The 21550-nt window shown below is 67.2% G+C and carries 14 protein-coding genes; 1 reads left to right on the plus strand and 13 read right to left on the minus strand.

The window, feature by feature from the left end:
* Positions 1 to 5: 5 nt before the first annotated feature.
* The 9 genes from CAL19_RS08140 to CAL19_RS08180 form a co-directional block, all read right to left on the minus strand.
* On the minus strand, positions 6 to 794 hold the full coding sequence (locus tag CAL19_RS08140) for a slipin family protein (protein ID WP_094796508.1): 789 nt from the start codon (positions 792 to 794) through the stop codon (positions 6 to 8).
* Entirely contained in the window at positions 791 to 2242 is a 1452-nt protein-coding gene (locus CAL19_RS08145) for an NfeD family protein (protein WP_094796509.1), read from the minus strand. Before CAL19_RS08145 ends, CAL19_RS08140 begins: the two co-directional genes overlap by 4 nt.
* Positions 2243 to 2335: 93 nt before the next feature.
* Positions 2336 to 3232, minus strand: a complete 897-nt coding sequence (locus tag CAL19_RS08150; protein WP_094796510.1) for an NAD(P)-dependent oxidoreductase — start codon at positions 3230 to 3232, stop codon at positions 2336 to 2338.
* Positions 3233 to 3357: 125 nt separating this feature from the next.
* On the minus strand, positions 3358 to 4380 hold the full coding sequence (locus CAL19_RS08155) for an SDR family oxidoreductase (protein ID WP_094796511.1): 1023 nt from the start codon (positions 4378 to 4380) through the stop codon (positions 3358 to 3360).
* Entirely contained in the window at positions 4352 to 4951 is a 600-nt protein-coding gene (locus CAL19_RS08160; protein ID WP_094796512.1) for a DUF2244 domain-containing protein, read from the minus strand. The genes CAL19_RS08155 and CAL19_RS08160 overlap by 29 nt, the downstream gene beginning before the upstream one ends.
* A gap of 9 nt (positions 4952 to 4960) precedes the next feature.
* The gene (ctaD, locus tag CAL19_RS08165) at positions 4961 to 6538 is read right to left on the minus strand and encodes a cytochrome c oxidase subunit I (protein ID WP_094796513.1); all 1578 of its coding nucleotides are present in this window, start codon (positions 6536 to 6538) and stop codon (positions 4961 to 4963) included.
* Positions 6539 to 6665: 127 nt separating this feature from the next.
* The gene (locus tag CAL19_RS08170) at positions 6666 to 7688 is read right to left on the minus strand and encodes a lysylphosphatidylglycerol synthase domain-containing protein (RefSeq protein WP_051423640.1); all 1023 of its coding nucleotides are present in this window, start codon (positions 7686 to 7688) and stop codon (positions 6666 to 6668) included.
* Positions 7681 to 8895, minus strand: coding sequence for a cardiolipin synthase ClsB (gene clsB, locus CAL19_RS08175; RefSeq protein ID WP_094796514.1), 1215 nt, complete (start codon positions 8893 to 8895; stop codon positions 7681 to 7683). Before clsB ends, CAL19_RS08170 begins: the two co-directional genes overlap by 8 nt.
* Positions 8892 to 9662 (minus strand): endonuclease/exonuclease/phosphatase family protein, encoded by a 771-nt coding sequence (locus CAL19_RS08180; RefSeq protein WP_094796515.1) that lies wholly within the window; start codon positions 9660 to 9662, stop codon positions 8892 to 8894. Before CAL19_RS08180 ends, clsB begins: the two co-directional genes overlap by 4 nt.
* A 221-nt stretch (positions 9663 to 9883) precedes the next feature.
* Between CAL19_RS08180 and CAL19_RS08185 the strand changes: the two genes are divergently transcribed.
* Positions 9884 to 12934, plus strand: coding sequence for a GAF domain-containing protein (locus tag CAL19_RS08185; RefSeq protein WP_094796516.1), 3051 nt, complete (start codon positions 9884 to 9886; stop codon positions 12932 to 12934).
* On the opposite strand, the gene treY is transcribed toward CAL19_RS08185, so the two are convergent.
* The 4 genes from treY to glgX are packed head-to-tail and all read right to left on the minus strand — an operon-like array spanning position 12893 to position 21550.
* The gene (gene treY, locus CAL19_RS08190; RefSeq protein WP_094796517.1) at positions 12893 to 15505 is read right to left on the minus strand and encodes a malto-oligosyltrehalose synthase; all 2613 of its coding nucleotides are present in this window, start codon (positions 15503 to 15505) and stop codon (positions 12893 to 12895) included. The genes CAL19_RS08185 and treY overlap by 42 nt on opposite strands.
* A complete protein-coding gene (malQ, locus tag CAL19_RS08195) occupies positions 15502 to 17598 on the minus strand; it encodes a 4-alpha-glucanotransferase (RefSeq protein WP_094796518.1) in 2097 nt (698 codons plus the stop codon). Before malQ ends, treY begins: the two co-directional genes overlap by 4 nt.
* On the minus strand, positions 17595 to 19439 hold the full coding sequence (treZ, locus tag CAL19_RS08200) for a malto-oligosyltrehalose trehalohydrolase (RefSeq protein WP_094796519.1): 1845 nt from the start codon (positions 19437 to 19439) through the stop codon (positions 17595 to 17597). The genes malQ and treZ overlap by 4 nt, the downstream gene beginning before the upstream one ends.
* Positions 19436 to 21550, minus strand: a complete 2115-nt coding sequence (gene glgX, locus CAL19_RS08205; RefSeq protein WP_094796748.1) for a glycogen debranching protein GlgX — start codon at positions 21548 to 21550, stop codon at positions 19436 to 19438. The genes treZ and glgX overlap by 4 nt, the downstream gene beginning before the upstream one ends.

The following is a 21550-nucleotide window of genomic DNA, read 5'->3' on the forward strand; positions in this document are numbered from 1 at the left end:
TGCGCCTATCTTGCAGGGGCATCCGCGGCGCCGGCATGCGGCCGCGCCGCGGCCTTGTCGAATACGCCGCGCAGCAGGTCTATCGGCACCGGGAACACAATGGTGGATGATTTGTCGCCAGCGATGTCGTACAGGCTGGACAGGAAGCGCAACTGCATGGCTTCGGGCGTGCTGGCCAGTACGCGGGCCGCTTGCACGAGCTTTTCGGCCGCCTGCTGTTCGCCTTCGGCGTTGATGATGCGCGCGCGCCGGTTGCGTTCGGCTTCGGCCTGGCGCGCGATGGCGCGCACCATGCTTTCGTCGATATCGACATGTTTTATTTCGACGTTGGCGACCTTGATGCCCCAGTCTTCGGTCTGGCGGTCGAGGATTTCCTGCAGGTCGGCATTGAGCTTGTCTCGTTCGGAGAGCATCTCGTCGAGCTCATGCTTGCCCAACACCGAGCGCAGCGTGGTCTGCGCGAGCTGGCTCGTGGCGTCCATGTATTGTTCGACCTGGATGACTGCGCGGTCGGCATCGACGACGCGGAAGTAGAGCACCGCGTTGACCTTCACGGACACGTTGTCGCGCGAAATAATGTCCTGCGTGGGCACGTCGAGCACGACAGTCCGCATATCGACACGCACCATCTGCTGCACCACGGGAATCAGGATGATCAGCCCCGGCCCCTTTACGCCGGTGAACCGTCCCAGGGTGAAGACTACGCCGCGCTCGTACTCGCGCAGGACACGGATCATCGATACGGCCAGCAGCACCAGCAGCGCTGCCAGAACCACGGATACGATAAGCGTCATTGCTGTTCCTTGTGAGGGGTGTCAGAGGGCTGCAATTGCAGAACCAGGCCCTGGCGACCCTGGACGATGGCCTGCTCGCCCGGCCGCAGGGGCGTATCGGACCGCGCCTGCCAGGTTTCGCCGCCGGCCCGCACCAATCCGCAATGCCCATGCCACGACAGCACCTCGACGCGCTGGCCGGGCTGGGCGCTGCCTGCGGCCACCACGCGCTTGCGCTGGGCCCGCAAAGCAACAAAGAAGATCATGAACAGCACCAGGGCGCTGGCGGCGGCCGCGGTGGCCACCACGGGCACCGACAGGGAAAAGTCGGCGGCCGGGGTGTCGTACAGAAACAGCGAGCCGAACGCGAACAACGCCAGGCCGGCCACACCCAGCAATCCGAGCGTGGGCGTAAACGCTTCGGCCGCCATCAGCGCGATGCCCAGCACCACCAGGCCAAGCCCCGCGTAGCTGACGGGCAGCATATTCAGGGCGAACAACGCAGTCACCAGGGCGATGGTTCCGAGCGCGCCGGGCAGGATGGCTCCGGGATTCATCATCTCGAAAAGGATGCCGTATATGCCCAGCAAGAGCAGTATGTAGGCTATGTTGGGGTCGGTGATCACCGACAGCACGCGGGTCCGCCAGTCGGGCTGCAGTTCCACCAGCGGGGCGTTGCGCGTGGCGAGCGGGATGGCGGACGCGTTCACGCGCACCTCGCGCCCGTCGGCCTTGGCGAGCAGGTCCTGCATGTCGTTGGCCAGCAGGTCTACGACGTTCTGCGCCTGCGCTTCGGATGCATTCAGGCTGGCGGCGCCCCGCACGGCGTCTTCGGCCCATTGTGCATTGCGCCCGCGCAGTTCGGCCAGGCCCCGGATGAATGCCGCCGCATCATTGATGGCCTTGCGCTCGCGCGCATCGCCGCCGCCGGCGCCAGCGCTGTCGGGTTTCTTGTCCGGCCCGCCCTCGCGCTTTTCGGGGGATGCGGGGCGGTCGGCCGGCGCGCCGGGCCCGCCCATCTGCACGGGTGTTGCCGCGCCCAGATTGGTGGCAGGCGCCATGGCGGCGACATGACAGGCATAAAGTATGTAGGTGCCGGCGCTGGCGGCCCGCGCGCCGCCGGGCGCAACGTAGCCGATGACGGGCACAGGCGATCCGACAATATCGCGCACAATCTCGCGCATGGACGAGGCCAGGCCGCCGGGGGTGTCGATGCGCAGCACTACTGCAGCGGCGCGCCGCCGGTCTGCCTCGGCCAGCCCGCGCCGCAGGTATTCGGTAGTGGCCGGGCCCACTGCGCCCTGCAACTGCAGGACGACTACCGGAGCGGGCTGCGCCGGCAACGCGGCCGGTTCACGGGCGTGTGCCCCCGCGAACACGAGCGCCGCCGCCAGGAACAGCCAGACCAGCCCTTGCAACAGGCGTCTTTCGCAGGCGCAGGCAGTCAGGTGGGGTACTCGTGGCGGCATGGCGGCCCTCCTGGAAGGGCTTGCAACGCAAGCCCTGGTCCCATGGTAGTGCGCAGCGCCACGCTCTACAAGGCGCGCCTGGCGCGCCCGGGGTCAGGTCTCGCGCGGGCTGCGGGCCAGTACGTCCACCAGGTGCGGCACCGTGGCCTGCGGCGGGCACGCCTGCGCGCCGAGTTCGAACAACTGTTCGATGGCGCTGGCTGCGCCATGCACGGCGCCCGCTTCTTCAGCCATGGTGGTGTAGTAATTCAAGTCTTTGCGCGCGTTGGACAGCGAGAAGCGCAGCCCCGAGTCGTCGCCGGACTGCAGGAAAGGGCGCATGCGATCCAGTGCGACGCCGCCGCCGCCGCCCTTGGCCAGGATGTCCACCAGCACGTCCGGCTCGATGCCTGCCCGCTGCGCGCACGCGGCGGCTTCGGCAATGATGGCCGCACACCCCAGCGAAACATAGTTGTGGATGAGCTTCATGCGATGGCCGGATCCCACCGGGCCTGCGTACGAAATATTTTCGGCGTAGCAGCGCAGCAGCGGCAGGCAGCGGTCATACAGCGCGCGATCGCCGCCAACCAGCAGGTTCAGGCGGCCTTCGGCGGCCTCTTTGGGCGTGCGGGTCATGGGGGCGTCGAGGAACTGCGCGCCGGCTTCGGCCAGTGTCTGCGCAATGCGCACCGTGGAGGAGGGAATCGCGGTAGAGCAATCGATGACGACGGTGCCCGGCCGCAGGCCCTGCAGCAGGCCGTCTGGGCTGAACAGCACGTCTTCTACCTGCGGCGTGCCCGTTACGCACAGGATGATGATGTTGGCCTGGCGCGCCACCTGCGCGGGGCTGGCGACCTTGGCCGCGCCGGCGGCCAGCAGCTTGTCCACGGGCTGGTTGCCGGGGTGATCGAGCAGGACCAGGCGATGGCCATGCTTGACGATATTGGTGGCGATGCCGTGGCCCATGAGGCCAACGCCTATCATGCCGATGGTGTCTTTACCGGTGTTCATTAGTATGTAGCGCGTTCGGATGCCGCGGCCGCGGCGGGACAGGAGTGATCATACAAGCCGCGGGCGCGCGGTGCAGGCTAGAGAATGCCGGGCCCCGCAAGGAGCCCGGCATCGGCCAATGCCGCTCAGTGCCAGCGGCGGCCGCGCGCGGCAGTCAGGACGGTGCCGCAGATCAGCGCTGCCGCGCCCGCCCACACCAGCCCGCGCCCGCTGGTGGAAAGCTGCGTATACATGCTGTGCCGCCGCACATGGGGCGCGTGCGCGCCGTCGCGCGCCGTATCGTCCTGCACAGGCGCGCCGGCTTCATAGAGTGCATCGGCGCGATCGGCGGCGGCAGTTTCGCTGCGCTGCTTGCGGATCAGCCAGCCCGCCAGCTGGTCGGCCACGCCCGGCATGCGCCAGCCCATGGAGGACATGACTTTAGAGGCGCTGCCCACGTAGATGTCGCGGCGCGGATGCTGGGCCGCGTACAGGATCGCGCGGGCCACGGTGTCCGCGGCATATATGGGTGGCGGCAGGCTGGGTTCCACGTCCATGTAGTTCCGGGCGTGGCGGGCATAGCCGGTTGCGACAGAGGCCGGCTTGATCAGGGTGACCGATACGGGCGCGCCTTCCGCCTCCAGCTCCATCCGCAGGGCGTCGGTGTAGCCCTTGACGGCATGCTTCGACGCGGAATAAGCCCCCTGAAGCGGCACGGCGCGGTCGGAAACTTCGCTGCCGATGTTGATGAGCGCGCCGCCGTGCTTCTTGAGATGCGCCACGGCCGTGATGGATCCGTAGACAACGCCCCAGTAATTGGTGTCGAAGAGCTTGCGCTGGTCCTCGACCGGTACGTCTTCCAGCCGCCCGAAGATGGACACGCCGGCATTGTTTACCCAGGTGTCGACCAGCCCGTATTTTTCGGTGGCGGCGCCCAGTATGCGGTCGTGGTCGGCGGCAACGCCCACGTCGGCCTGCACGGCGAGCGCATCGCCGCCTTCGGCCCTGATGCTTTCCACGATTTCGTCCAGCGCCTGCTGGTTGCGGCAGGCCAGCACCACTTTGGCGCCCTGGCGTGCGGCCATGCGGGCGGTGGCAAGGCCTATGCCGCTGCTGGCGCCGGTAATGACCATGACCTGGTCATGCAGTTTTTTCAATCGGACGGTCATGCTGATCTCCCGTGTGGGGTGCGGCCGCCGCCCGGCACGTGCCGGGTGGGCCGCGCCAGGGCAGCGAACGTCGCAGGTCGGTTTCAAGGTCGCGGCGCCGCTCCGGCGGCACGTGGCGAGCCAGCCGCACGCGCACCGAGCCGTAATGCAGCCAGAGCGCGTCCGGCGAGTCGGACGGACGCACGAGGCGTGCCCAGTTGCGGTTGAACACATGGCGCGTGGTGTTGCCGGCCGTGCAGATGTCGACGATCATGCGGCCGTCGGTAAGCAGCGTGACTGTCTCGCCGTCGCGCACATGCCGGGCGAAACACACGGTGGCGCCCGCGATCAGGGCGATCTCCATCGCCCCGAACAGCGCCACCAGCCACAGCCCGCGCCAGCTGAACGCCAGGCTGACCACCAGCACCAGGCCGGCCGTGACGGCCATGCCCTGCAGGAATTCCCGTGGCATGACGCAGCAGTTGCGCTTGAGCGTCCAGCGTCGTTCGATGTCGGCGGCCGCAATCGCGGCGGTTTCTTCAGTAGAGCGACGGGCTGGCATCGCGCCCGTGCAGGTTGGGGCGGAAAACATGGCAGCGACTCAATGCACCTCGGGCGGCAGGGCAAATGTATGATGCGGCGCGGGCGACGGCACGGTCCATTCCAGGCCTTCGGCGCCTTCCCAGGGCTTGGCTGCCGCGGTCGCGCCCTTGCCGCGGTAGCACTGCACCATGACATACAGGAACAGCAGCTGCGACAGCCCGAACCAGAACGCGCCGATGGTGGCCATCTGGTGGAAGGTGGTGAACTGCGCGGCGTAGTCGGCGTAGCGGCGCGGCATGCCGGCCAGCCCCAGGAAGTGCATGGGGAAGAACGTGATGTTGAACGAGATCAGGGTGAACCAGAAGTGCACTTTGCCCAGCTTCTCGTTGTACATGCGGCCCGTCCACTTGGGCACCCAGTAGTATGCGCCCGCGAACAGCGCGAACAGCGAGCCGGCCACCAGCACGTAGTGGAAGTGCGCCACCACGTAGTAGGTGTCGTGAACCTGGATGTCGATGGGCGCCACGGCCAGGATCAGGCCCGTGAAGCCACCCATGGTGAACACGAAAATGAAGCCGATGGCGAACAGCATGGGCGTCTCCAGGGTGAGCGAACCCCGCCACATGGTGGCCACCCAGTTGAACACCTTCACCCCCGTGGGTATGGAGATCAGCATGGTGGCGTACATGAAGTACAGCTGGCCGGCAACGGGCATGCCGGTGGTGAACATATGGTGCGCCCACACGATGAACGACAGCACCGCGATGGCCGAGGTGGCATACACCATGGACGCGTAGCCGAACAATTTTTTTCGGGAGAACGCGGGCACCACCATGGACACGATGCCGAAGGCCGGCAGGATCATGATGTAGACCTCGGGGTGCCCGAAGAACCAGAACACGTGCTGGTACATCACCGGGTCGCCGCCGGCGGCCGCATTGAAGAAGCCGGTGCCGAAGTGGCGGTCGGTCAGCAGCATGGTGATGGCGGCGGCCAGCACGGGCATCACGGCGATCAGCAGGAAGGCGGTGATCAGCCAGGTCCAGCAGAACATCGGCATCTTCATCAGCGTCATGCCGGGAGCGCGCATGTTCAGGATGGTGACGATGACGTTGATCGCGCCCATGATGGACGAGGCGCCCATCAGGTGCACGGCAAAAATGGCCAGATCCATGCCCGGGCCCATCTGTGTGGACAGCGGGGCGTACAGCGTCCAGCCCGCCGCAGTGGCGCCCCCGGATACGAAGAAGGACATCGTAAGCATGGAGGCGGCCACGGGCAGCAGCCAGAAGCTGAAGTTGTTCATGCGCGCAAAGGCCATGTCGGACGCGCCGATCTGCATCGGAATCATCCAGTTGGCGAAGCCCACGAACGACGGCATGATCGCGCCGAAGATCATGATAAGGCCGTGCATGGTGGTGAACTGGTTGAACAGTTCGGGCTGGAAGAACTGCAGGCCCGGCTCGAAGAGCTCGGTGCGCAGCAGCAACGCCAGCAAGCCGCCTACAAGAAGCATGACGAACGAGAAGATGAGATACATCGTCCCGATGTCTTTGTGGTTGGTGGCAAACAGCCAACGGCGCCAACCGTGCGGAGCCTCGTGTCCGTGGGGCGCGTGATGGGTCAGTGTTTCCATGGCGTATCCAGAATAGGCGGAGGGCCCGCGGCGGACATCGCGTCGAACGTCGCGGATGCAGAACCGCTATTTATTGAGCGCCCCGGGCGCTGACAATCACCTGAATTCCATGATGGCGTGTACGGTATTAGCCTGTGGCGCCGGACGATTTTCCTGCCGCACCGGCAGGCGCCGCGCGTGCCGTGGCCCCGCCCTGGCGGCGCAACCGCGCTTCCAGCGTGGCGTACATCAGCATGGCGATCACCAGCGGTCCCAGGTAATAAAGCGCACGATAGGCAAGTAATGTTCCCAGCACCTGGGATTTCGGCACTTCGTGCGCCAGCATGGCTACGAATACAGCTTCCAGCACGCCTACGCCGCCCGGCATGTGCACGATTGCGCCGGCTATGCTGCTGAGCAGCAATGCCGCCAGCACCAAGGTGTACGACACTTCCCGACCGAACAGCAAATAGAGGATCCCGCCGAGCGCGCCCCAGCAAATGACCGACAACACCAGCTGCAATGCCGCGATGCGCAACGTGGGCAAGGGAATGTGTCGCCCGGCGATGTGCAGGTGCCGGCGGCGCGCAAAAGCGCAAAGGGCAAGGTAGCCGGCGGTCAGGGCCAGCATGACCAGGCCTGCTGCGCGCAGCGCCCAGGGGCTCAGCCGCCATTCTGCGGGCGCCTCATGCAACGTGAACAGCACGCCGAACAGAAACACATACCCCAGCCAATTGGTGAAGATGCTCATGGCCAGCACCTTCGATATGACCGACACCCGCAAACCCAGCTTGCTGTACAGGCGAAAGCGCAGGCCCACGCCGCCCACCAGGGCGCCCAGATTGACGTTGGCGGAATAGCTGACGAATGCAACCATCATCGTGGTGAGCTTGCGCAGCTTGTGCCCGGTATAGGCGCGTCCCAGCAGATCGTACGAGCTGTAGGCCAGGTAAGCGATGGGCACCAGGCAGGCGCTTTCCACCAGGACGGCCACCGGCATCTTGCGCAATGTGCTCCAGACCTCGCGCCATTCGACGTCGCGGGCCAGCTGCACCAGCAGCACGACAACCGCCATCATGAGCACAGCCGTCCAGATCCTGCGTGTGCGCTTCCAGAAGCGGCGCATGGCGCGCCAGGAAGAGTGATGGAACAGCCGGCGCAGTTTATTCATGATTGCTCTCGTCGGCAGGCGCCGCGGGGGAGGGGGGGTCGATGCGTTCCAGCCGTGGCGGGCGCGACGGAAGCAACGATGCCCAGGTGGGAAAGTGCCGCAGCACGTGGTAGATGGCCACGCCAAACCACAGGCGGCGCAGCACGCGCCTGACGCCCTGTTGCGGGACAATGCGCCGGCAATGGCGTTGCATCAGGCGCTCGAGCGAGGTGCGCAGGTCGGCGGTGAACGCACGGTCGCGTACCACGACATTGGCTTCCAGGTTCAGTGCCAGGCTCAGCGGATCCAGATTGCTGGAGCCGATCGTGGCCCATTCGTCGTCGATGCAAGCCACCTTGCCGTGCAGCGGGCGCTCGCAGTATTCGTAGATGTGCACCCCTGCCGACATCAGATAGTCGTACAGCGTACGCGCGGCCAGCTTGGCAACGGGCATGTCGGGCTCGCCCTGCAGGATGAGGCGCACGCGCACCCCCCGACGGGCGGCATTGCGCAGGTCGCGCAGCAGCCTGTAGCCCGGAAAGAAATACGCGTTGGCCACGATAATGTCGTGTTGCGCGGTACGGAAGCCGGCCCGGTAGTAGCGCTCGATATCGGTACTGTGGCGGTCGTTGTCGCGGGTGACGAACAGCACCGCGCCCTGGCCGGCCGGCCCGCTGGCGGCGCCCCGGCGTCGCGGCCGCGGCCAGCGACGGCGGCGCCCGCGCTGCACGACGTCGCGCGCGAATGCGCGGATATCGTCCACAATGGGGCCGCGCAGTTCGGCGGCGTAGTCCTGCTTGGCCTCGGGCCCGAAAGAGGCAAGATGATCGGCCGAATAGTTGATGCCGCCGACAAACGCCACTTCGCCATCCACCACGACGAGCTTGCGATGCAGCCGCCGCAACGCATTGACGCGAAAACCGAAGAGGCGCGGATACGGGTCGAAGATGTGGAAGCGCACGCCGGCTTCAGTCAGTCCGCCGATGAACGCCTCGTCCAGGCAATCGGACCCATACCCGTCGACAGTGACGTCGACCTGCGCGCCGCGCTGCGCCGCCTCGATCAACGCCTGGCGCAGCTCGCGGCCCACCTCGTCGTCGAACAGGATGAAGGTCTCCAGCAGGACCTCGTGTTGCGCGCCCCGTATCGCCTGGAACACGCGCGGAAAGAAAGCCTCGCCGTTTTCCAGGAGTTCGACGGTATTGTCGTGTCGCCAGACGCCGGTCATAGCCGCACCTCGGCAGCCAGGGGCGCATGGTCCGACAAATGCCGCCATACGCGAGAGGCCAGGGCCACCGGCTTGGCCGCCGTCACATTGCGCACATAGATGCGGTCCAGCGCCAGCAAGGGCCAGCGGGCAGGGAATGTGCGCGGCTCGCGTCCCAGCGTGCCGCGGTAGACGTCGTGCATGGCGCAACCCGCCAGCAGCTGGCCCGCGCGGCGGCGCCAGTCGTTGAAGTCGCCGGCAACCAGAACGGGCGCACTGTCATCGATCTGGCGCACCAGCGCGCACAGGCGCCCGAGCTGGGTCTGACGATGCGCCTCGCGCAGCCCCAGGTGCACGCACACCACGTGCATGTCATCGGCAAGCTGCGGGTGGCGTACCTTGCAGTGCAGCATTCCGCGGCTTTCCTGGGTGCCTATCGATACGTCGTGGTTCTGGTGTTCGACGATGGGCCAGCGAGACAAGACTGCATTGCCGTGGTCACCGTCGGGATAGACGGCGTTGCGCCCGTAGGCGAAGTCGCTCCACAGGCTGTCGGCCAGGAATTCGTATTGCGAAGTCGCGGGCCAGGAAGCGAGCCGGCGCGCATGCCGATGATGCGTGCCTATGACTTCCTGCAGGAACACGATGTCGGGCTCGGCGTCGCGCAACGCGGCGCGCAACTCATGCAAGATGAAGCGCCGGTTGAACAACGTGAAACCTTTATGGACATTGACCGTCAGTACCTTGACGACAGGCCCTTGTTGGGGCGGCGCTTCCCGGCCGGGCATAAGATTCTCCGTTAGCATGGGCAGCGCTATGCAAGTAGCGTGCCTGGCGTCGCCATGAGCGCAGCGGCAGGTGGGCGCGAAGTTTTTACACGGCGCGAAAAAAAAGGCGCGTTTTCCCCTGGGGCGAGCCGACCCGGGCACGCTACGTGCTGACGCACCCGCCCGCCTGTGCGGAGCATTGGCCGTACCCGCGGGCCGTTGCCCGCCTGTATGAGGATCAGATGTTCACCAAACAAGACACCGTGCGCAATCCCTGGGCCGACACTCGCGCAAGGCTGGAGGATGAGCGCGTCCTGCTGCAACGTATCGCCGACGGCATGCCGTTGGCCGATGTCATGGCCTACCTGCTGCGCGCGGTGGAGCAGCAGTCCGGCGTCGCGCTGTGCACCTCCATCATGCTGCTCGATGAAGAGCAGGGGCGTCTGCGCCACCTGGTGGCGCCCAGCCTGCCTGACGAGTTCATGTCATCCATCGACGACGTTCCCATCGGGCCCGACATTGCATCATGGGGCGCGGCGGCCTACCTGGGCACGCCGGTTTATGTCGGCGACATACAGCAGCATCCCAATTGGGAGCGCTGGCGCGAACCGGCAAGGCGGCATGGCCTGAAGGCGTGCTGGGCCACCCCCATCAAGGGCACCGATGGCAAGCTGCTGGGCGTTTTTTCTAACTATTACCGGGCGGAGCACATGCCCGCCCCGCAAGACGTCGATGCGATGGCCGTCGTGGCGCGCACGGCGGCGCTGGCGATCGAGCGCTTTCGCACCGAACAGGCGCTGCGCGAGAGCAACGAGCGCTGGCGCGGCATGTTCCAGCGGATGCAGGAAGGGTTTTTTCTTTGCGAAGCCATGCGCACCCGCAACGGGCAGGTGACGGACTTCCGGTTCCTGGAGGTGAATCCCGCGTTCGAGATGCAGAGCGGCCTGCATGCGGGCGATACGCTGGGGCATTCACTGCGCGAAATGATCCCCGGCGTGCCCGACATGATCATGGAAACCTTCGCCAATGTGGTGGACACCGGAGTTTCGGCCCAATTCGAACTGGAAGCGCCTCATCAGGGCCGCGACGCCTGGTACGAGGCGCACGTGCACAAAGAAGGCCCCGAACGCATTACGGTTCTGGTGCTGGACATTACCGCGCGCAAAGCCGCCGAGCGAGAACTGTGGGCGGGGCAGCATCGCAAGAATTTCTTGTTGTCGCTGGTGGACCAGATGCGCGAAATCCACCAGCAATCCGACATCGAGCATGTGGCCTGCGAAGCCCTGGGCCGGCATTTGAACCTGAGCGTGGCCGCGATACTGGAATTCGGGCCTGGCGGCGAGCTCGCGCGTACCGCCATGCACTGGATGTCCGACCAGGCGCGTCAGGACGGCGAATTGTTTGACGCCGGGCGCATCGGAGGCGAATGCGCGCAGGCCCACGATAGCGGCCGCACCACGTACCTGTCGCCGCTGCTGACCAACCAGGCCGGTGACGCCAGCCCCGTGGCCATTGCGATTCCGTTGCGGCGCTGGGGATGGCCGTCGGGCATGCTGTATGTGCGGCCGCATCGCGACCACGCCCTTAAAGGCCCCGATATCGCCTTCCTGGAAGAGGTCGCCGAGCGTCTGTGCGATGCGATAGAACGATCGCAATATGCGCGCGTGCTGGAACAGCGTGTGGAGTCGGCCATTGCCGAGCGCGATCGCATCTGGCGCCTGTCTCCGGAATTGCTGGCGGTGGCGAATTCGCGCGGCCGGTTCGTAAGTGTGAACCCCGCCGTGCGCGTCATACTTGGCTGGACCCCGGAGCAGTTCCTGGCCATGCCGCTTGAAGAACTGGTGCACAGCGAAGACCTGGCAGGCCTGCGGATGAATCTGCTGCCGCCCGCCGACCCGGGCTCGGTGCAGAAAGCGCGCCATATCGAATGCCGCCTGTTGAACAAGCGCGGGACATACAACTGGATTGCCTGGACGGGCTCCTGGGCGCAGGACAACTTTTATCTTGTCGGACGCGATGACACCGATTTCAAGCTGCAGGCCGAACAGCTCAGGCAGGCGCAGGCCGCGCTCATGCAGTCGCAGAAGATGGAGGCCGTGGGCCGCCTGACCGGCGGCATTGCGCATGATTTCAACAACATGCTGCAGGGCATCAGCGGCGCGCTGTATCTTATCCAACGCAAATTCGAGGCCGGCAAGTACGAGGAAGCCAGCCGCTTCATCACCACGGCGACGGATTCCACCGCACGCGCGGCGCGGCTGACCCAGCGGCTGCTGAGTTTCTCGCGGCGCCAGCCCCTGGATCCCAAGGCGCTGGATCTGGGCGCGACGCTCGTGTCCATGGAGGACCTGTTTCGCCGCTATACCGGCGAGGGCGTCACGCTGGCCTGTCGCGCCGACGCCGGCCTGCATACCGTCAAATGCGACGCCAACCAGCTCGAGAGCGCTTTGCTGAACCTGGTGATCAACGCTTGCGACGCCATGCCCGACGGCGGCACATTGCGGGTGGAGGCGCGCAATACGCAGCTGGACGCAGGCTTCCTGCGGCAGCACCCCGATGTGGCGCCAGGGGACTTCATCGAGGTGCTGGTGCAGGACCAGGGCTGCGGCATGTCGTCCGAGGTGCTGGCGCGGGCATTCGAGCCATTTTTCACCACGAAGCCGTTGGGCGAAGGCACGGGCCTGGGCCTGTCGATGATCTACGGCTTCGCCCGCCAGGCCGGCGGCCTCGTCATCATGGAAAGCGCCGAGGGGCAGGGCACATCGGTGCGCCTGTACCTGCCGCGCTACCGGGGAGAGCCCGTGGGGCAGGCCGGACCGGTGCCTCACGACCCTGCCGATGACCTGGCCGTGCCTGCCGACGCGGTGGTCGTGCTGGTCGAAGATGACCACAATGTGCGCGAAATGGTGCGCGAAAGCCTGTCCAGCCTGCGGGTACAGGTCCTGGCCGCCCATGACGGCGAAGCGGGCGCGCGGCTGCTTGCGCAGACGCCGCGCGTAGACTTGCTGTTGACCGACGTGGGCCTGCCCGGGCTGAACGGCAGGCAGCTGGCCGACATTGCACGCGAATCGCATCCGGGCCTGAATGTACTGTTCATGACAGGCTACGCCGAGAACGTGGTCGATGGCAGCGAATTCCAGGGCGAAGGGCTGGAAGTGATATTGAAGCCTTTCTCGCTGGGGGACATGCTGCGACGCGTCAGGCGCATGTTGGCGCGGCAACACGCGCCGGCGCCCGGGCCGGCGGCCTCCCTATGCAGCCAGCCTGACGCCGACGGGCCGGTTCTGCAATAGCGCCCGGACGTCGAGGCAACCGTGGGCGTCCGGACGCAGGACGTCGTCAGACCAGATATCACGCCAGGCCATGCGCGCCAGGCCCGCGGGCAGGCGCACGCGCGTATCGCTCCAGAAGCCGGCCGCTTGCGCCGGGTTGGCAAGTTTCAAGGCGCACAGCCGGGGCACGACCACTAACACGTGCTGGTCGCCGTGGCTGCGGGCGAACGCCAGCAGGTGCACGGCCTGTGTGCCATGCAGGGACAAGGGCAAGTAGGCGCCATGGTCGAACAGCAACCTGTGCGCCGCGCGCAGCCGCAACAGGGAGTGGATCAGGCCCTGCTTGACCTGTCCGGACTGCCAGGCCGGGGCTGATGCTTGCGAGATATCCATGGCTACCGGCTGATTTCCCAGGGCTTCGGCTCGCGCCTCATAGTCCACCGGACGCCGGTTGTCGGGGTCGACCAGGCTGAAATCCCAGAATTCGGTGCCCTGGTACAGGTCGGGCATGCCGGGAACCGTCATGCGCAGCGTGGCCTGCGCCAGGCTGTTGAGCATCCCGGGCAGGGCGATGCTGCCGGCAAATGCCGCAATCTGTTCCAGCGGCGCGGCGCCGTTGTCCGCCGGCCGACGCAGTTGGTCAAGATACTGTGAACATGCCTGTTCGTAGGCCTCGTCGGGTTCGGTCCAGCTCGAATGGCGCTTGGCTTCCCGCACGGCTTTGACTTGCCACTCGTGCACCCGCTCGAAAAACGCCTGCACGGCAGGCTCGTCGTCCGGCGTCAGGCCGGGCGGCCAGGCGCCCACCAGGGTCTGAAGCAGCATATAGCGGTCGGCGGCTACCGGCGCGCCATCGGCCGGGCCCAGCCATTGCTGTGCGCGGCGCAGCCATTCCAGCGGCATTTCGGTCAACACGGCAAGGCGCGCGCGCACGTCCTCGCCCCGCTTGTGGTCATGCGTGGCGGTGGCCAGCATCGCCGCGGGAAAGCGCCGCGCGCGGGCCGCGCAGGCGCGGTGGAACTCTTCGGCGGACAGCGAGAACTTGTCCGGCGACGCGCCTACTTCGTTGCGGGAAAGCAGGGGGCCGTAACGATAGAAGAGCGTGTCTTCCAGCGCTTTGGCCGCCAGCGGGGGGGTCAGCTGCTGAAACCGCCGCACCGCGTGTGCAGCCGCGCTCGTGGCTGCTTCGCCGCAGAGCCAGTGGACGATCTGCTCGAGCAGGTCTGTGTCGGCGCGCGAGAGCGCGGTGCCGGCCACGTGCCGGGCCCGTGTGGCCGCAGCCTGGCAATAGGCCTGGTCGGCCGCGCTGCGGCCCTCGGGGCCGGCATAGCTGCGGTACACGGGAAATGCGGCCAGCAGGCGCGTCAATACCCGATCGATCGCATCTTCGCTCCAATCGCGCGTGTCCAGGTCCTGTCGGGCCAACTGCTGCAGCGCGCGCACCAGGGCGCGGCGTTCTGCGGCGAAGTGGCGCGACAGCATGCGCAGGCGCGCCGCTTCGAGCTGCTGCCCCACGGGCCGAGGGTCGCCGGCCAGCACCTGCCAGGCCTGGATCAGTACCGAAGCTGCGGCCGGGTCGTGCAGCAGCGCGCCGGCCTGATCCATGAAGTCGTAGCCCGTGGTTCCGTCAATTTCCCAGCGCTGGTCCAGCGTTTCGCCTGCACCCAGGATTTTCTCGACGACCAGGTAGGGATCGCGAGGCAGGCCGGCGGCCATGCGCGCCTGGCCATGCGCCAGAAGGGCGGCGCGCAGCCGGGCGCAGTAGCCGATGGGGTCGGCAACGCCGTCTACATGATCGACGCGCACGCCGTCGATCAACCCTTCGGCATACAGCTGCAAGGTCAGCTCGTGGACAGCGTCGAAGACCTCGGGCAGCTCGATGCGCACGCCGACCAGGCTGGAAACCTCGAAAAAGCGCCGCCAATTGATCTGGTCGGCCGCCGTACGCCACCACGCCAGCCGATAGTGCTGGCGTTCCAGCAACTGGTGCAGCCGCGCCCGGCCGTCGGCGCTGGCGGGGTCGTGGCTATCGCGCGGCACGCCGGGGCGGTCCTGCGCAGGTTCGGTGCCCGGCGCCAGCGGCAGCCGTGTGCCCCCGGCCTCGATCACGCAGGCTTGCCGCGCGTCGTCGTATACCAGGCGGATGTCTCCTGCGCGCAGACTGGCGCCGTACGGCCGGGCCAGTTGGGGAAGCAGCAGCTTGCCATGCAGCGCCGGATCGGCCGGCTCCCAGTCGATGTCGAACCAGTCGGCATAGTCACTGTCGGGCCCGTGAGCCAGGACATCGCGCCACCACGGATTGGCGACATGGGCCGCCATGTGATTGGGCACGATGTCGACGATCAGGCCCATCTGGTGGGCGCGCAGTTCGCGGACCAGGCTGCGCAGCGCCTCCATGCCGCCGATGTCGGGATTGACGCGGCGATGATCGGCCACGTCGTAGCCATGCGTGGACCCTGGGCACGCCGTGGTGATGGGGGACACGTAATAGTGGCTTACGCCCAGGCGGGAGTAATAGGGCACCTGGGCGCGTGCGTCGTCCAGGGTAAAGTCGGCGTGCAATTGCAGGCGGACGGTGGCGCGGGGCGTCATGGACGGCTCCGTACTTTCTTGATGGAATCGATGCGGGCCCGCAGCCGGGGATCGTCCAGCAGGCCGTTCTTGACGTCGGGCAGGCGCTGCCGCCAGTTGGGGTGCTGGCTGACGGTGCCGGGCAGGTTGGGCTGGTCGGCCAGGCCCGCCAGGTCTTCCAGCGGAGCCAGCATCAGCGCAGCGGGCGTCGCGGCCACCAGGCTCAGCGCGGCCGCAATCGGCGCTTCGTCGGGCGGCGGCCCGGCGGGCGCCAGCCCGGCTTGCCGCAAACCGGCCCACAGCGACGCGCGGCGGCCGCGGATGATGGCCCGCGCGGCAGTGTCGGAAGGGTCGCGGAACAGGCGGCGCCGCCAATCGAGATCACGGCCTTCCCACCATCCCCTTACGGTGGGCAGATCATGGGTGGCGGGCATGGCCAGCGCATCGTCCGGCCAGCGGGACGGCGGCATGAAAGCGGGCTGCGCATGCGCCGGCGCGTCCGGCGGCAGCGGCTCGGTCTGGAACCACAGCACGGTGGTGCCCAGCACGCCATGCTGCGCCAACCGTTCGTTGAACCCCTCGGGGACCGTGCCCAGATTCTCGCCCACGATCAGGGCCTGGTGGCGCCAGGCTTCCAGCGCGATCAGGCGCAGCAGGTCTTGCAGGGGGTAGCGCAGGTAGGCGCCCGCCGCGGGCGGCGCGCCCGCGGGCACGACCCACAGTCGCGCAAGCCCCAGGATGTGATCCACGCGCATGCCCCCCGTGTCCGCCAGCACCGCGCGCAGCAACTCAATGAAGGCGCCGTAACCGTGCGTCTGCAGCGCGCGCGGCGAGAAGGCCGCGAGCCCCCATTCCTGGCCCGATGGGTTGAACAGGTCGGGCGGGGCGCCTATCGACAGGCCCTCGATAATGTCGGCCTGCCGGCTCCATGCGTGGCTGCCGCGCGGGTCGGTGCCGACGGCAAGGTCGGCGATCAGCCCCAGGCGCATGCCGGCGCCGCGCGCCGCGGTCTGCGCATGTGCCAGACTGGCGCGCGCCAACCACTGTGCGAACACATGGAAGCCGACCTCACGCTCGTGTGCGGCGCCAAAGCCGTGGGTGCGCGTGGACCGGGAATTGCGCAGCTCGGCGGGCCATTGTCGCCAGTCGGCGCCGTGCCGCGCGTGCAGCACCTCGAATATTGCATGGCTCTGCAAGGCGTCGCCGCCGGCCTGCCGAAAGCGCGCATAGTCGGCCCGCAGGGCAGGAGAGGCATGTTCGAAACCGTCGTAGAGCCGACGCAGCAGCGCCAGACGCAGGCTGCCTGCCGTTTCCCAGTCCACCAGGGGCAGGCGTTCCAGCGCCGCCGCGCTGCCGCTTGCGTCGACGGCCGCCGCGGCGGCCCGCACCTGCTCCACATCGAATACCGCGCATGGGTCCGCGTACAGCACGTTCAGGAACAAGCGGCTGGAAGGCGAGTACGGGCTGCAGGCGTCGGGTTCGGCGCCGAACATCGCATGCACGGGGCTGATCGCCATGGCGTCGGCGCCGAGTCGGGCGGCTTGCACCACCATTTCGGCGAGCGCTCCGAAATCGCCATACCCGGCCGCGCATGGATGCGTGGAGTCTGCGCGACGCAAACTATATATCTGCGCGGCCATGCCCCAGGCGCGCGGCGCCTCTTGCTGCAGCAGTTCGGCCGGCGTGGGGCAGCGCGCGGGCGCGACCGCCAGCCGATACTGGCGCCCGTCGATCTCCAGGGTGTGATAGCCGGGATGGTCGGGCACAGGCACCTGCAGCCGCCCCTCGCGGTCTTGCGCCACGCCTTCGGCCCGCGTGCCGTTTTCGAAGTGCATGACATAACGGTGCGAGCGGGCGGGGGGCAGATCCAGGGTCTCGCCCGCCATCGCGACGGTGAGCGCGGGCGGCGCGTCGTCGGTGCGACGCAGGGCGTCCATACTCTCGCGCGCCTGCGCCGGCGTGGCGGCGTCCAGATCCATGGCGCCAAGCACGGCTCGCAAGGTGTCTGGCGATACTTTCCGGGGCTCGCCGCGAGCATTCACCCACTCCACGGCGATACCGGCCGCGTCGGCCAGCGCCTCGAGCGGGTCCTGCGGGGTCCAGGCGCTGCTCATGCCGGCTCCTCGAGCAGCCACAGGGCGCACGCCGCGGGAATGCGACCCTGCATCAGGGCATCGCAAGCGCCCGCGCAGCTCTGAAAGAGCAGCACCGCGTTGCCGTCAGGCGGATCCAGTTCTGGCGCGACTGCGTCGGCCTGGCCCAGGTTCGCGTAGAGACACAGCCTGGCGCCGTCGCCCATGCGCCAGTGCGCCGCGACGGCGTGTGGCCCGAGAGGCTGGGCGCCTTCACTGCGGGCTCCCGCCAGGCGAGGGACGATCATGCGCTGGCGCACCGCCAGCAAAGCCTGATAGTAGTCGTACCAGAGCTGTGCGTCCGGCTCGTCCGTCCAGGGGTAGCTCGCCGCGTAGGTGCCGGCGTCGTTGGGGTCGGGCAGCGGCTGCGGCGCATCCTGCCCCGCCTGGGCCGCCAGGTCGAATTCGCGCTGGCGACCCTCGCGCACGGCCCGGGCCAGATCCGCGTCGCTGTAATCCGTGAAATACAGGAAGGGGGCCGACGAGCCGCACTCTTCCCCCATGAACAGCAGAGGAATATGAGGCGCGAGCAGTTGCAGGGCCACGGCGGCACGCAGCGCGTCGGGCCGCTCGCCGACCAGGGTGCGCAGGCGCTCGCCGAACGCGCGGTTGCCGGTCTGGTCATGGTTCTGCAGGAACAGCACGAATGCGGTGGGCGGCAGGTCGCCGCTGGGCTCGCCGCGCCTGCGTTGCGCGTCGCGCGCCGTGGCTTCGCCCTGGTAGGCAAAGCCCTCGGCCAGGCAACGCGCCAGCATGGCCGCGGTATCGCGTGCATAGTCTGCGTAATACCCGTGGGTTTCCCCCGTCAGCAAATGGTGCAGCACATGGTGCGCGTCGTCGTTCCATTGGGCATCGAACCCCTGGCGCAACAGCGTCGCGCGGTTGTCGTCGTTTTCCAGCACCAGGTGGATATGGCGGTTGGTCGGGATATGGCTGCGCACGTAGCGGGCCAGGCGGGGCAGCCATTCCGGGTTGGCGATGGCATGCACCGCGTCCAGGCGCAGTCCGTCGAAACGGTATTCCGTCAGCCAGTACAAGGCGTTTTCTTCGAAATAGCGGCACACCTGCGGCCGCCTGAAATCGATGGCCGGACCCCATGGCGTCTGTATATCGTCGCGGAAGAACTCGCGTGCATACTGCGCAAGATAGTTGCCGTCGGGGCCGAAGTGGTTGTAGACGACGTCGAGCATGACGCACATGCCCAGCCCATGCGCGGCATCGATGAGGCGCTTGAGATCGGTGGGCGTGCCGTAGCTGCCATCGGGCGCGAAGGGCAGCACGCCGTCGTATCCCCAGTTGCGCCGGCCCGCAAAATCAGCGATGGGCATCAGTTCCAGCACCGTGACGCCCAGAGCGGCCAGGCGCGGCAGGCGCTGCTGCAGGCCGGCGAATCCTCCGGCCAGCCCGGGATGCGCTTCATAGATCACCGCCTGTTCCCAGGGGCGGCCAGCCCAGTCCGGGTGCGCCCACGCGTATCCCCCGGACTCGCTGACGATGCTGTGGTCATGCACATCGCCGGCCTGCTGGCGCGATGCGGGGTCGGGCACGGTGCGGTCCGCGTCAAGGCGATACCGGTAGCGCGCGCCCGGCGCGCACGCGACGTCGGCCTGCACCCATCCCTCGGCATCGGGCCGCAGGGCGATGGGCGCTGAACCTTCGACTTCCAGCGCCAGCGTGGCGGGCGCAGAAGGCGCCCACAGGCGAAAGCGCGTCGTGCCGTCGGCCTGCACGTGTGCGCCGAACTGAGGGTGGGCCCCATCGGCATCGGGCTTGGGCCTGCCGGGCGGCGCGCCGGCCGGATCGGGGATCAGGGCGCCGGTCATGCGGATTCTCGCGGCGCTTTCGCGCCCAGTACGACCACGCTGCGCGCGGCGACTTCCACCGTGTCGCCCTGCAGCGGCTTGGCGGGATGTTGTTGTGCACGGGCGCTGTCCAGTTCCAGCGTCCATCGCAGCGCAGGTGGCGGTAATTGGAAGCGAACCGGCTCGCTGCCGGCATTGACCATCAGCAGGGTGACATCGGCCGCGGCCTCGCCATCCGCCGCCGCGCGCCGCATCGCGAGGGTGCGGCGCGCGGCGTCTTCCCATGCCGCGGCATCCATGGGTTGTCCGCCTTCTGTAAACCAGGACAACTGTGGCAGGCCGGGCGCGGCTTCCTGGCTGGCGTCGCCGTAGCGCGAGGTGCGCAGGCTGCTGCGAGCGCGCCGCAATGCCGTCAGGCGCGCAGTGTAGGCCGCGAGTTCGGCTCCTGGTTCCTGCGCGAGATCGTTCCAGTCGAGCCAGCTGATCGCCGTGTCCTGGCAATAGGCGTTGTTGTTGCCGTCCTGGCTGTTGCCGAACTCGTCTCCGGCCAGCAGCATGGGTGTGCCGTCGGCCAGCATCACGGTGGCCAGCATCGCGCGCTGCAGACGGGCGCGCACTTGCAGGATCGCCCGGTCGTCGGTGGGGCCTTCGTGACCCCAGTTGGCGCTGAAGTTCTCGGAATGCCCGTCGTTGCCGTTTTCGCCGTTGGCTTCGTTATGGCTGGACTCGTAGCTGACGATATCGCGCAGTGTGAAGCCATCGTGCGACGCGATGTAGTTGATGCTGGCCCAGGGACGCCGGTGCCGCCGGTCGAACAGGTCCCGGGACCCGGCCAGGCGCGCGGCCAGTTCGCCCACCATGCCATCGTCGCCGCGCCAGTATCGCCGCACGCTATCGCGGAATCGGTCGTTCCATTCAGAGAAACCGGGGGGATGCTGGCCCAGCTGGTAGCCATCCGGGCCGATGTCCCAAGGCTCGGATATCAGCTTCAGGCGTGACAGCTGCGGGTCTTGCAGGATCGCGTCAAAGAAGCCGGAGCCGGGATCAAAGCCGGTGCCTTCGCGTCCGAGCGTGACGCCCAGGTCGAACCGGAAGCCGTCGACCTGGTATGCCGAGGCCCAGTAACGCAGCGAGTCCATCACCATCTGCAGCACCCGCGGATGCGATATGTTCAGCGTATTGCCGCAGCCTGTGTCGTTGACGTAGTAGCGCTCCTGGCCCGGTATCAACCGATAGTAGCTGGCGTTGTCCAGCCCGCGCCACGACAGGGTGGGCCCCAGTTCGCTGCCTTCGCACGTGTGGTTATAGACCACATCCAGTATCACTTCTATGCCGGCGGCATGCAGCCGGCGTATGGCCTGCTTGAGCTCATTGGGGCCGCCTTGCGGCACATACGACGGTTCGGGCGCGAAAAACGACAGGGTGCTGTAGCCCCAGTAGTTGCGCAGGCCGCGCTCGACCAGGAAGCGGTCCTGCAGGAACGCATGTATGGGCAGCAGCTCTACGGCGGTAACGCCCAGTTTGTGCAGGTGTTCCACGAAGCGCGGATCGGCCAATGCTGTGGCCGTGCCGCGCAGCGGCGCGCGCAGGTCATCGCGTTGCATGGACGCGCCGCGCAGGTGCACCTCATACAGTACGGTGTCGTTCCACGACGTGCCCGGCGGGGCGCTGCGTCCCCAGTCGAAATAGTCGTCGGTTACCACTGCCTTCGGCATGGCGGCGGCGCTGTCGCGCCTGTCGATGCTCAGGTCGGCCTTGGCGTGCTGCATGCGATAGCCGAACAGCGCATCCGACCAGCGCAATGGACCGACCAGGCGCCGCGCGTACGGGTCCAGCAGCAGTTTGTTCGGATTGAAACGGTGGCCGTTCTGCGGGTCGTAGGGCCCGTGCGCGCGATACCCGTACACCAGGCCCGGCTGGGCGTCGGGCAGATAGCCATGCCAGACTTCGTCGGTACATTCGGGCAGGGGCAGGCGGCACAATTCCTTGCGGCCGTGTTCATCAAAGATGCAGAGTTCGATGCGCGTGGCGTTGGCCGAGAAAACCGCGAAGTTGATGCCCAGCCCGTCGCTGGTTGCGCCCAGCGGGTAGGGAGAGCCCGCGCTCAGCCGGTACGGGGTATTGTTGGCCAT

Origin of the sequence: Bordetella genomosp. 7 (assembly GCF_002261265.1) — a bacterium.
Classification (GTDB): domain Bacteria; phylum Pseudomonadota; class Gammaproteobacteria; order Burkholderiales; family Burkholderiaceae_B; genus Bordetella_A.